This is a genomic window from Streptomyces griseiscabiei, assembly GCF_020010925.1.
In the GTDB taxonomy this organism is placed as follows: Bacteria; Actinomycetota; Actinomycetes; order Streptomycetales; family Streptomycetaceae; genus Streptomyces; species Streptomyces griseiscabiei.
Window position 1 is genome coordinate 1 of record NZ_JAGJBZ010000006.1, and the last position, 12,273, is coordinate 12,273.

The following is a 12,273-nucleotide window of genomic DNA, read 5'->3' on the forward strand; positions in this document are numbered from 1 at the left end:
CCACCGGGCCGCACCCGACGACGAAACAGGGACCCCCCACGCACCCCCCCGGCTCAGAACTTCCGGTGTCCGATCAGCCGCGGCTTCTGGTTGATGCCGTCGAGGCCGTGCCACGCCAGGTTCACCAGGTGCGCCGCGACCTCCGCCTTCTTCGGCCGGCGCACGTCCAGCCACCACTGCCCGGTGAGGGCGACCATGCCGACCAGCGCCTGGGCGTACAGCGGCGCGAGCTTGGGATCGAAGCCGCGGCTCTTGAACTCGCGGCCGAGAATGTCCTCGACCTGCGTGGCGATGTCGGAGATGAGGGACGCGAAGGACCCCGTGGACTGCGGGATGGGGGAGTCGCGGACCAGGATGCGGAAGCCGTCCGTGTACTCCTCGATGAAGTCGAGCAGCGCGAACGCGGCCTGTTCGAGCAGTTCCCGGGGGTGCCCCGCCGTCAGCGAGCTGGTCACCATGTCCAGCAGCCGGCTCATCTCACGGTCCACCACCACCGCGTACAGGCCCTCCTTGCCGCCGAAGTGCTCGTACACCACCGGCTTGGACACCCCGGCCTTCGCCGCGATCTCCTCCACCGACGTGGCCTCGAAGCCCTTCGCGGCGAAGAGGGCCCGGCCGACCTCCAGCAGCTGTGCCCGGCGCTCGGCGCCCGTCATCCGGGTGCGGCGCACACGCCGCGGCTTCTCGTTGCTCGGGGTGCTGCTGGAGTCGGTCGCCACGCCGTCAATCATGCCGCCTCGGCGGGCGCCTTCCGGTGCCCGGAGCCGTCCTCACCCGTGTTACGCCTGGAATCGATACGCGAGCGTGACGGCCAGCGGACGTCGTACGCCCAGCCGAACACCTCGAACCAGCGGATGAGCCGCGCGGAGGAGTCCAGCTGCCCGCGCTCCACGCCGTGCCGGGCGGACGTGGGGTCGGCGTGGTGCAGGTTGTGCCAGGACTCGCCGCAGGACAGGACCGCCAGCCACCACACGTTGCCCGAGCGGTCGCGGGACTTGAAGGGGCGCTTGCCGACCGCGTGGCAGATCGAGTTGATCGACCAGGTGACGTGGTGCAGCAGCGCCACCCGGACGAGCGAGCCCCAGAAGAACGCCGTGAACGCGCCCCACCAGGACATCGTCACCAGACCGCCGATCAGCGGCGGGAGGGCGAGGGAGAGCATCGTCCAGTAGATGAACTGGCGGGAGATCGCGCGCAGCGCCGGGTCCTTGACCAGGTCCGGGGCGTACTTCTCCTGCGAGGTCTGCTCCTCGTCGAACATCCAGCCGATGTGCGCCCACCACAGGCCCTTCATCAGCGCGGGGAGCGTCTCGCCGAACCGCCACGGCGAGTGGGGGTCGCCCTCGGCGTCGGAGAACTTGTGGTGTTTGCGGTGGTCGGCCACCCAGCGGACGAGCGGGCCCTCGACGGCCATCGAACCGGCGATCGCCAGCGCGATCTTCAGCGGGCGCTTGGCCTTGAACGAACCGTGGGTGAAGTGCCGGTGGAAGCCGATGGTGATGCCGTGGCAGCCGAGGTAGTAGAAGAACACCAGCAGGCCGAGGTCCAGCCAGCTCACGCCCCAGCCCCAGGCCAGCGGCACGGCCGCGAGGAGCGCGAGGAACGGGACGATGATGAAGAGCAGCAGACTGATCTGCTCGATCGAACGCTTCTTCTCGCCGCCCAGGGTGGCCGAGGGACCTGCGGGGTCGGTCGCCGCGGAGCCTGGGGAACCGTTCGCGTTCGGGGCGTCTTCGATCACATCGGACCTTGTGCTCATGGGCGTCCCCTGTGGGGTCGAGGGTGGAGAGAGGGGGGAAGTGCCTGCGGCAACAGCGTGCGGGGGCTACCTGTCGGCTTTCCCTACGGTTCCGTAACCTACGGCATCGTAAGTATGGCAGCGCGGTGCCGGGCGGCAAGGGCCCGCCGATCTGCGCGTCACGGGTGTAGCGGGCGGGCCCGGTGGACAGGTGGCACTCAGTGCCGCAAAAGTGGCACCTGTCGCCGGAGGTGCCCGAAAGGCCACCTATCCTGGACTCGGTCGGACAGCGCGGTCCGCTCTGAATCCAGCCCGGAAGCCAGGGCCCGCGACAGCGGCCCGGGCCGCCGGGGCCCCCACCCGGGTTCCCCTTCAGACGAGCTTCAACACTGCAAGGAGCCGCACCTGTGAGCAGTGCCGACGACCAGACCACCACGGTCAGCAGCGAGCTGCGCGCCGACATCCGGCGCCTGGGTGACCTGCTGGGCGAGACCCTCGTACGCCAGGAGGGCCCCGAACTCCTGGAGCTGGTCGAGCGCGTCCGCCGGCTGACCCGCGAGGACGGCGAAGCCGCCGCCGACCTGCTGCGCGGCACCGAGCTGGACACCGCCGCCAAGCTCGTCCGCGCCTTCTCCACCTACTTCCACCTGGCCAACGTCACCGAGCAGGTGCACCGTGGCCGCGAGCTGAGGGCACGCCGTGCCGCCGAGGGCGGACTTCTCGCCCGTACGGCCGATCGCCTGAAGGACGCCGACCCCGAACACCTGCGCGAGACCGTCGGGAATCTCAACGTCCGCCCCGTCTTCACCGCCCACCCCACCGAGGCCGCCCGCCGGTCCGTGCTCAACAAGCTCCGGCGGATCGCCGCGCTGCTGGAGACCCCGGTCATCGAGTCCGACCGCCGCCGCTACGACGTCCGGCTGGCCGAGAACATCGACCTGGTGTGGCAGACGGACGAACTGCGCGTCGTGCGCCCCGAGCCCGCCGACGAGGCCCGCAACGCCATCTACTACCTGGACGAACTGCACGCCGGCGCGGTCGGCGACGTCCTGGAGGATCTGACGGCGGAGCTGGAGCGCGTGGGCGTGAAGCTCCCCGACGCCACGCGCCCCCTCACCTTCGGCACCTGGATCGGCGGCGACCGCGACGGCAACCCCAATGTCACCCCCCAGGTGACCTGGGACGTCCTCATCCTCCAGCACGAGCACGGCATCAACGACGCCCTCGAACTCATCGACGAGCTGCGTGGCTTCCTCTCCAACTCCATCCGCTACACGGGTGCCACGGACGAGCTGCTGACGTCCCTGAGGGCCGACCTCGAAGCGCTGCCCGAGATCAGCCCCCGCTACAAGCGCCTCAACGCCGAGGAGCCCTACCGCCTCAAGGCCACCTGCATCCGGCAGAAGCTGGAGAACACCAAGCAGCGCCTGGCCAAGGGCACCCCGCACGAGGACGGCCGCGACTACCTCGGCACCGCCGAACTGCTGCGCGACCTCACCCTCATCCAGACCTCGCTGCGCGAGCACCGGGGCGGCCTCTTCGCCGACGGCCGGATGAACCGCACGATCCGCACCCTCTCCGCCTTCGGCCTCCAGCTCGCCACCATGGACGTCCGCGAGCACGCCGACGCCCACCACCACGCCCTCGGCCAGCTCTTCGACCGCCTGGGCGAGGAGTCCTGGCGGTACGAGGACATGCCCCGCGAGTACCGCCACAAGCTCCTCGCCCGCGAGCTGCGGTCGAGGAGGCCGCTGGCACCCACACCCGCGCCGCTCGACGCCGACGGCGCCAAGACCCTCGGTGTGTTCGAGACCGTGAAGAAGGCGCTGGCCGTCTTCGGCCCCGAGGTCATCGAGTCGTACATCATCTCGATGTGCCAGGGCGCCGACGACGTCTTCGCCGCGACCGTCCTCGCCCGCGAGGCCGGGCTCATCGACCTCCACGCCGGCTGGGCCAAGATCGGCATCGTCCCGCTGCTGGAGACGACCGACGAGCTGAAGGCCGCCGACACGATCCTGGAGGAGATGCTCGCCGACCCCTCCTACCGGCGGCTCGTCGCCCTGCGCGGTGACGTCCAGGAGGTCATGCTCGGCTACTCCGACTCGTCGAAGTTCGGCGGCATCACGACGTCGCAGTGGGAGATCCACCGGGCGCAGCGGCGGCTGCGCGACGTCGCGCACCGGTACGGAGTGCGGCTGCGGCTGTTCCACGGCCGCGGCGGCACCGTCGGCCGCGGCGGCGGCCCCTCGCACGACGCGATCCTCGCGCAGCCGTGGGGCACGCTGGAGGGCGAGATCAAGGTGACCGAGCAGGGCGAGGTCATCTCCGACAAGTACCTCGTCCCCTCCCTGGCCCGGGAGAACCTGGAACTGACGGTCGCCGCCACGCTCCAGGCCTCCGCCCTGCACACGGCCCCCCGCCAGTCGGTGGAGGCGCTGGCCCGCTGGGACGCGGCCATGGACCTGGTCAGCGACGCCGCCCACGCGGCCTACCGCGAGCTCGTCGAGGACCCCGACCTGCCGACGTACTTCCTCGCCTCCACGCCGGTCGACCAGCTCGCCGACCTGCACCTCGGCTCGCGGCCCTCCCGCCGCCCCGGCTCGGGCGTCTCGCTCGACGGGCTGCGCGCCATCCCCTGGGTCTTCGGCTGGACCCAGTCACGGCAGATCGTGCCCGGCTGGTTCGGCGTCGGCTCCGGTCTGAAGGCGCTGCGCGAAGCGGGGCTCGACACCGTGCTCGACGAGATGCACGAGCAGTGGCACTTCTTCCGCAACTTCCTCTCCAACGTCGAGATGACGCTGGCCAAGACGGACCTGCGGATCGCCCAGCACTACGTCGACACGCTCGTCCCCGACGAGCTCAGGCACGTCTTCGACACGATCCGTGCGGAGCACGAGCTGACCGTCCGGGAGGTGCTGCGTGTCACCGGTGAGGGTGCGCTGCTCGACGCGAACCCCGTTCTGCAGCAGACCTTCTCCATCCGCGACGCCTATCTCGACCCGATCTCGTATCTCCAGGTCGCCCTGCTGAAGCGTCAGCGGGACGCTGCGGCGGGGGGCGAGGCGGCTGATCCGTTGCTGGCGCGGGCGTTGCTGCTCACGGTCAACGGGGTGGCGGCGGGGTTGCGCAACACGGGCTGACTTCGGGGGTTCGATGGCGGCTGACGGCCGGTGGGGCTTCTCGCGCAGTTCCCCGCGCCCCTGAAAAGCAGGGGCTGCGCCCCTTGCTTTTCAGGCCCGCGGGGTTGTGGTCCTTCAGGCCCGCAGGGGCCTGAAGCTTTCAGGGGCGCGGGGAACTGCGCGGCCAGCCCCCACCGGCCGTCAGCCGCACATCCGCCGCAGCGTCACAGCGCCACCCACGCCGCCGTGATCAGCGCGACCCCCAGCCCGCCCAGCACCCACGCCACCCGCACCAGCCGCAGCCCACCGGCCACGACGACCGCCGCCAACAACAGCGCCCCACCCAGCGGCACCCACGCGTGCAGCAGACCCGCGGGACCGGTCCGTACGACATCGCTGCTGCCCGGCTTCACGACCACGTCGTAGGTCTGTCCGGTCTCCACCGCCACCGACCGTTCGATGTCGACCCGCTCCCGGGCCCGCGACCCCGTGGACACCGGCTCGTACGGCCCCCAGCAGGTCTCGTCCTCGCACCGGGACACCGTGATCGTGCCCTGTTCGCGGCCCTTGCTCAGCATCACGTGCTGCGCGCAGCCCCAGGAACCCCACACCCCGGCGATCAGGATCAGCAGCGCGATCGCGCCCATGGCCCCCAGCCGCCCGTACCGCAGCGCGGTCGACGTGCCGCCGCCGCCCGGGCGCGCACGGCGCCGGGAACGGGGAGCGGGGGCTTTGCTGGCAGGCATGGCGGGGATCATTGGCCATGGCACTGCGGTCGGTCAACTCCCGCAGGCCAGCGCGAGATGACGGACGAAACCGGACATTTACGGGGAACAGCTCAGGAGTTGTACGTCCCCTGCGCCCGCTCCAGCCCCTCGATCACCAGACACTCCACCGCGTCCGCCGCACGGTCCACGAAGTAGTCCAACTCCTTGCGCTCGGCGGCCGAGAAGTCCTTCAGCACGAAGTCCGCGACCTGCATCCGGCCCGGCGGACGACCGATCCCGAACCGCACCCGGTGGTAGTCCGAGCCCATCGCCTTCGTCATCGACTTCAGCCCGTTGTGACCGTTGTCACCACCGCCGAACTTCAGGCGCAGCACACCGTAGTCGATGTCCAACTCGTCATGGATCGCGACGATGTTGGCCACCGGCACCTTGTAGAAGTCCCGCAGCGCCGTCACCGGACCGCCCGAGAGATTCATGTACGACATCGGCTTCGCCAGGATCACCCGGCGGTTCGCCGGCCCCGGCGGACCGATCCGCCCCTCGACGACCTGCGCCTGCGCCTTCCCGGCCCGCTTGAACCTCCCCCCGATCCGCTCGGCCAGCAGATCGGCCACCATGAACCCCACGTTGTGCCGGTTCGCCGCGTACTCGGGCCCGGGATTGCCGAGTCCGGCGATGAGCCAGGGGGCACTCGGATCGGTCGTCACGTGCATGTCTCCTTGATACGCGGGCGGATACGCGCCAGCCGCCGCCCCCCGGAGGGAAGCAGCGGCTGACGAACCGATGACAGAGCCGGGGCTCAGGCCTCCGCGGCCTCGTCACCCTCGGCGGACTCCTCCGACGGCTCCTCCGCCTGGGCGGCCAGCACCTGGAGGACGACGGCGTCGCCGTCGACGGCCAGCGTGGTGCCCTTGGGGAGCGCGATGTCCTTCGCGAGGATGGAGGCACCGGCCTCCAGGCCCTCGACGGAGACCGTCACGGACTCGGGGATGTGCGTGGCCTCGGCCTCGACCGGCAGCGCGTTCAGGACGTGCTCCAGCAGGTTGCCACCCGCCGCCAGCTCACCCTCGGCGTGCACGGGGATCTCGACGTTGACCTTCTCGCCCTTCTTCACGAGCAGCAGGTCGACGTGCTCCAGGAAGCCCTTGATCGGGTCGCGCTGCACCGACTTCGGGATCGCCAGCTCGCTGGTCTTGCCGTCGATGTCCAGGGAGATCAGGACGTTCGGCGTACGCAGCGCGAGCAGCAGCTCGTGGCCCGGCAGGGTCAGGTGCAGCGGGTCGGAACCGTGGCCGTAGAGAACACCGGGAACCTTCGAGTCACGGCGGATACGGCGGGCGGCACCCTTGCCGAACTCGGTACGGGTGGACGCGGCGAGCTTCACCTCGGACATGATCACTCCTCGTAGAGAACTGGGGAAACATGGTCACCCGGCCACACCGTCGGCCTGCTACGAAGAGCGCGTCGATAACGGACCGCCGTACACACAGGTACGGCCTCCCTCGCCGAGCAACTGTGACAGCTTACGCAGCGGGAAGGCCGTACAAGAAATCGATCTACATCACGCCGGGCAAGGAAGCCAGGCATGGACGCCGGGCATGGCCAGGCACGAAGCCGGACGAGGACCCTCAGTGCTCGTCGAACAGGCTCGTCACCGAACCGTCCTCGAACACCTCACGCACCGCGCTCGCGATCGTCGGCGCGATCGACAGCACCGTGATCTTGTCCAGCTCCAGCTCGCCCGGCGTCGGCAGCGAGTCCGTGAACACGAACTCGCTCACCTTCGAGTTCTTCAGCCGGTCCGCCGCCGGACCCGACAGCACACCGTGCGTCGCCGTCACGATCACGTCCTCCGCGCCGTGCGCGAACAGCGCGTCCGCCGCGGCACAGATGGTGCCACCCGTGTCGATCATGTCGTCGACCAGGACACACACCCGGCCCTCGACCTCACCGACCACCTCGTGGACGGTGACCTGGTTCGCCACGTCCTTGTCACGCCGCTTGTGCACGATGGCCAGCGGCGCGCCCAGACGGTCGCACCAGCGGTCCGCCACCCGCACCCGGCCCGCGTCCGGCGAGACCACGGTGAGCTTGTTCCGGTCCACCTTGGCGCCCACGTAGTCCGCCAGCAGCGGCAGCGCGAACAGATGGTCCACGGGGCCGTCGAAGAAGCCCTGGATCTGGTCCGTGTGCAGATCCACGGCCAGAATCCGGTCCGCGCCCGCCGTCTTCATCAGGTCCGCGACCAGACGCGCCGAGATCGGTTCACGACCACGGTGCTTCTTGTCCTGGCGCGCGTAACCGTAGAACGGCACGATGACGGTGATCGAGCGGGCCGACGCGCGCTTCAGCGCGTCGATCATGATCAGCTGCTCCATGACCCACTTGTTGATCGGGGCCGTGTGGCTCTGGATCAGGAAGCAGTCCGCACCACGTGCCGACTCCTCGTAGCGGACGTAGATCTCGCCGTTGGCGAAGTCGAAGGCCTTCGTCGGGACGACCCCGACACCCAGCTGCTGGGCGATCTCCTCGGCAAGCTCGGGGTGGGCGCGGCCGGAGAAGAACATCATCTTCTTCTCGCCGGTCGTCTTGATCCCGGTCACAGCACTGTCTCCTCAGAGGTTCTCAGCCGGGCAGGCGGAAGTCGCTGGCTCAGCTGGGGTGCGGGTGTGCACTTATCACGGTACGACGTCCTTGGCGCACCTGTTTCCGGTCAGCTTTCGCTTTCGCCCTCCCGGGCAGCCGTCTCGGCGGCCTTGGCCGCCGCGCTCCCGGGACGCTTACGGGCCACCCAACCCTCGATATTCCGCTGCTGGCCACGGGCCACGGCCAGCGAACCGGGCGGCACATCCTTGGTGATCACGGACCCGGCGGCGGTGTACGCGCCGTCCCCGACCGTGACAGGCGCCACAAACATGTTGTCCGAACCCGTCTTGCAGTGCGACCCGACGGTGGTGTGGTGCTTGCTCTCCCCGTCGTAGTTCACGAACACGCTGGCCGCGCCGATGTTCGAGTACTCACCGATCGTCGCGTCGCCGACGTACGACAGATGCGGGACCTTCGTCCCCTCGCCGATGTTCGCGTTCTTCGTCTCGACGTACGTGCCGATCTTCGACTTCAGGCCGAGCCGCGTGCCGGGACGCAGATACGCGTACGGCCCCACGGTCGCCTGCGGGCCCACCTCGGCACCGTCGGCGACGGTGTTGTCGAGACGCGCGCCGGCCCCGACCCGGGTGTCCTTCAGCCGGGAGTTCGGCCCGACCTCCGCGCCCTCCGCGAGATGCGTGGCGCCCAGGAGCTGGGTGCCCGGGTGGACGACGGCGTCCTGCTCGAACGTCACGGTCACGTCGACCCAGGTGGTGGCGGGGTCGATCACGGTCACCCCGGCGAGCATCGCGTCGGTCAGCAGCCGGTCGTTGAGGATGCGCCGGGCCTCGGACAGCTGGACCCGGTTGTTGATCCCGGCGATCTCACGGTGGTCACCGGCGACGGAGGCCCCGACCCGGTGCCCGGCCTCGCGCAGGATCCCCAGCACATCGGTGAGGTACTCCTCGCCCTGGCTGTTGTCGGTCCTGACCTTCCCGAGGGCGTCGGAGAGCAGCTGGCCGTCGAACGCGAAGACGCCCGAGTTGATCTCACGGATCGCACGCTGCGACTCCGTCGCGTCCTTGTGCTCCACGATCTCGGTGACGGCGCCGCTCGCCCCGTCCCGCACGATCCGGCCGTAACCGGTCGCGTCCGGGACCTCGGCGGTCAGCACGGTCACGGCGTTGCCGTCGGCGGAGTGGGTGGCGGCGAGGGCCTGGAGCGTGGCGCCGGTCAGCAGCGGGGTGTCACCGCAGACGACGACCACGGTCCCGTCCACGACCCCGCCCAACTCCTCCAGCCCCATCCGTACGGCGTGCCCCGTGCCGTTCTGCTCCGCCTGCACCGCGGTGCGTACGCCGGGGTCGACCTCGGTGAGGTGCGCGGTGACCTTCTCGCGGGCGTGCCCCACGACGACGACCAGGTTCTCGGGGTCCAACTCGCGCGCGGCGGCGAGTACATGGCCGACCAGCGAACGGCCACAGATGCTGTGCAGGACCTTCGGTGTGGCCGACTTCATACGGGTGCCCTCACCCGCTGCGAGGACGACGACGGCTGCCGGGCGGGTTGCGCTCACGGGGATGCCCTTCGGCTGTGGATGAGGAGGGGGTTGTCATCCGCAGGATACCGGGGCGTTGTGAGGGGGAAATGTGAGTGGGTCCTGACCCGTGGGGCTGAGTCAGGACCCGAACTGAGCTTGGCTCCCCCGCCAGGACTCGAACCCGGACATATGGCACCAAAAGCCACAGTGCTGCCAATTACACCACAGGGGACCAATCTCGACTAAACCGGACATTTAACTGGTCTGTCGAGTGATGGCTTCTACTATGCCGCACCATGAGCCCTCGATGCGACGGTATAGGTCTGCGCTCTGGCGGACCTTGATCCCCAGGCAGCCGTGATAGGTCTCGCCCACGTTCTTGCGATGTGTCGTCGGGTTGTGCCTCTTGAGTACGGTCTGGCCCAGGAGGGATCTGTCGATGCCGACCAGGTGGGCCCAGTAGCGCTCGGCGGCTTCCACGTCGGCGGTCTCGTGGATCATGACGCGGACGTGGAGGCGATCCCGCTCGACCCCGACGAGGTCCAGCCAGGCGAGGAACATGGCGATCATATTGGGGTCGCTGTTCACGAACTCGACGGTTTCGCGGCGGGCGTGCGGTTTGTCCTTCGTGCCCTCGGCCCAGTACAAGCCGACTCCCACAAGGAACAACTCTCGGTCGGAAAGGGCGCCGACCGCGGCTGCCGCGACCTGCTTGACTTCTTCGCGTTCAAGGTTCTGTGCGGCTCGTAGTCGTGCGAGTCCCGCGTTCATGCGTGCGAGCTGCTCGTCGGGCGTGCACTGTGGCGCCGGAGCCGGAAGATCCCGTACCCAGAGCGACACCGAACTCTTCGAGCAGCCCAGCTCGGCTTGGATCTGGTTGTACGTCCAGCCCTGTCGTCGAAGGTCTCGTGCCCTTTCGCGGAGGCCCTCGAAGTCGGCGTATTTGCTGTGGGGATGTGCCATGGGCATACCGTCCGGGCGGAATGAGGGGTTCCGGGGTCGAACGGTGGGCGATTCAGCAGTTCGAGCGATTGTGGGTGGTTTCGCTTCTGTTCGAGGGTGGGGCGTGGTGTGGGCCCGTACGGGAAACTCGCCGGAAAAGCGGGGGCGCTCGAACGTAGGCTTGGGTTATGACCACGACGGGGGAAGACCGCACCGGGGCCGAGGCAGGGGGCAGGGCCGGGCCGTGGTGGTGGGAGCGGTGGCGGGGGGCGGTTCTCGACGGCGGGCTGGCGCTGGTGTCGGCCGTGGAGTGTTCGATCGAGGGTGTGGAGTTCGCGCGGAACGCCGCGCTGCCGGAGGGCGTGGGGGTCGTCTTCGGGGCGCTGGCGGGGTCCGTGCTGCTGGTGCGGCGGATGTGGCCCGTCGCGGTCGTGCTCGTCTTCATCGCCGTGGCGCCCGCTCAGATGGGGTATCTGATGGGCCTCGTCGGGCTGTACACGCTGGCGGCGTCGGAGGCGCCCCGGCGGATCATCGCGGCGCTGTCGGGGATGGCGTTCGCCGGTGTGTTCATCGTGTGGTTCGTGCAGGCGACGCAGAGCGATCTGGAGGGCGGCGGGGCGGTCGGCAGCGGGGACGCGTTCGCGACGTTCCTGGCGCTGACGATGGCGATCGGGCTGACCGCGCCGCCGGTGCTGCTGGGGCTGTATGTGGGCGCGCGGCGGCGGCTGATGGAGAGCCTGCGGGAGCGGGCCGATTCGCTGGAGCGGGAGCTGCAGCTGCTCGCGGAGCGGGCGGAGGAGCGGGCGGAGTGGGCCCGGGGCGAGGAGCGGACCCGGATCGCGCGGGAGATGCACGACGTGGTCGCGCACCGGGTGTCGTTGATGGTCGTGCACGCCGCCGCGTTGCAGGCGGTGGCGCGGAAGGACCCGGAGAAGGCCGTGCGGAACGCGGCGCTCGTGGGGGACATGGGCCGGCAGGCGCTGACCGAGTTGCGGGAGATGCTCGGGGTGCTGCGGTCGGGGGAGGGGTTCTCCTCGATGGCACGGGTGGACGCGGTGTCGGGGCCGGCGCCGGTGCCGTTGGCGGCGGTGGGTGCGGCTGCCGCGGCGGCGGCCTCGCGGGCCGAGGACGAGGCGGGCGAGGGGCCCCGGCTGACCGAGCTGGAGGTGTTGGTGGGGCAGTCGGCGGCGGCGGGGATGGTCGTCGAGCTGTCGGTGGAGGGGGAGGTGCGGGTGTACGCGGCCGAGGTGGAGCAGACGGCGTACCGGGTGGTGCAGGAGGCGTTGACGAACGTCCACAAGCATGCGGCGGGGGCGAAGACGCAGGTGCGGCTCGCGCACCGGACGGCGGAGATCGCGATGCAGGTGGAGAACGGCGCGCCGCCGGAGCCGGGGGCGGCCGGGGCCGTGCGGTTGCCGAGCGGGGGGAACGGCCTGCTCGGGATGAAGGAGCGGGTGGCCGAGCTGGGGGGCGTTTTCGTGTCCGGGCCCACGGACGCCGGCGGCTTCCGGGTGTCGGCGGTCATCCCGGCGGCGTAGGGCGCCCCGGTGAGGGGAGCGTCCCGGCGAGGGGCGCGGGGAACGGCGCGACCGGCCACGGGCGACCGGTGTCCGCAGACGT

General features: G+C 69.9%; 10 protein-coding genes and 1 tRNA gene. 2 read left to right on the forward strand and 9 right to left on the reverse strand.

Going from position 1 to position 12,273, the window contains the following annotated elements; translation table 11 throughout:
* Window positions 1–53 precede the first annotated feature (53 nt).
* Together J8M51_RS44625 and J8M51_RS44630 are read right to left on the reverse strand one after the other, a co-directional pair.
* Window positions 54–731, reverse strand: coding sequence for a TetR/AcrR family transcriptional regulator (locus J8M51_RS44625; RefSeq protein ID WP_086761473.1), 678 nt, complete (start codon window positions 729–731; stop codon window positions 54–56).
* Complete coding sequence (locus tag J8M51_RS44630; RefSeq protein WP_086761476.1) at window positions 728–1,759, reverse strand: acyl-CoA desaturase; 1,032 nt, start codon at window positions 1,757–1,759, stop codon at window positions 728–730. Before J8M51_RS44630 ends, J8M51_RS44625 begins: the two co-directional genes overlap by 4 nt.
* A 386-nt stretch (window positions 1,760–2,145) precedes the next feature.
* Between J8M51_RS44630 and ppc the strand changes: the two genes are divergently transcribed.
* A complete protein-coding gene (gene ppc / locus J8M51_RS44635; protein WP_086761478.1) occupies window positions 2,146–4,878 on the forward strand; it encodes a phosphoenolpyruvate carboxylase in 2,733 nt (910 codons plus the stop codon).
* Window positions 4,879–5,081: 203 nt separating this feature from the next.
* Here ppc and J8M51_RS44640 read toward each other — a convergent pair whose 3' ends face one another.
* The 7 genes from J8M51_RS44640 to J8M51_RS44670 all read right to left on the reverse strand — a co-directional run bounded on the left by J8M51_RS44640 (window position 5,082) and on the right by J8M51_RS44670 (window position 10,674).
* Window positions 5,082–5,603, reverse strand: a complete 522-nt coding sequence (locus J8M51_RS44640) for a hypothetical protein (protein WP_398858141.1) — start codon at window positions 5,601–5,603, stop codon at window positions 5,082–5,084.
* 92 nt (window positions 5,604–5,695) lie between these two features.
* Window positions 5,696–6,298, reverse strand: coding sequence for an aminoacyl-tRNA hydrolase (gene pth / locus J8M51_RS44645; RefSeq protein WP_086759022.1), 603 nt, complete (start codon window positions 6,296–6,298; stop codon window positions 5,696–5,698).
* 86 nt (window positions 6,299–6,384) lie between these two features.
* Window positions 6,385–6,978 carry a 50S ribosomal protein L25/general stress protein Ctc gene (locus J8M51_RS44650; protein WP_086759024.1) on the reverse strand — a complete coding sequence of 198 codons (594 nt, stop codon included), beginning with the start codon at window positions 6,976–6,978 and terminating at the stop codon, window positions 6,385–6,387.
* 235 nt (window positions 6,979–7,213) lie between these two features.
* Entirely contained in the window at window positions 7,214–8,188 is a 975-nt protein-coding gene (locus J8M51_RS44655; RefSeq protein WP_086759025.1) for a ribose-phosphate diphosphokinase, read from the reverse strand.
* Window positions 8,189–8,298: 110 nt separating this feature from the next.
* Complete coding sequence (gene glmU / locus J8M51_RS44660; protein WP_086759027.1) at window positions 8,299–9,747, reverse strand: bifunctional UDP-N-acetylglucosamine diphosphorylase/glucosamine-1-phosphate N-acetyltransferase GlmU; 1,449 nt, start codon at window positions 9,745–9,747, stop codon at window positions 8,299–8,301.
* Between the two features lie 121 nt (window positions 9,748–9,868).
* Window positions 9,869–9,943 (reverse strand) — tRNA-Gln (locus J8M51_RS44665).
* Between the two features lie 23 nt (window positions 9,944–9,966).
* Complete coding sequence (locus J8M51_RS44670) at window positions 9,967–10,674, reverse strand: helix-turn-helix domain-containing protein (RefSeq protein WP_086759030.1); 708 nt, start codon at window positions 10,672–10,674, stop codon at window positions 9,967–9,969.
* A 167-nt stretch (window positions 10,675–10,841) separates the two neighbouring features.
* Between J8M51_RS44670 and J8M51_RS44675 the strand changes: the two genes are divergently transcribed.
* Window positions 10,842–12,191, forward strand: a complete 1,350-nt coding sequence (locus J8M51_RS44675) for a sensor histidine kinase (protein WP_216588795.1) — start codon at window positions 10,842–10,844, stop codon at window positions 12,189–12,191.
* The last annotated feature ends 82 nt before the right edge of the window (window positions 12,192–12,273 follow it).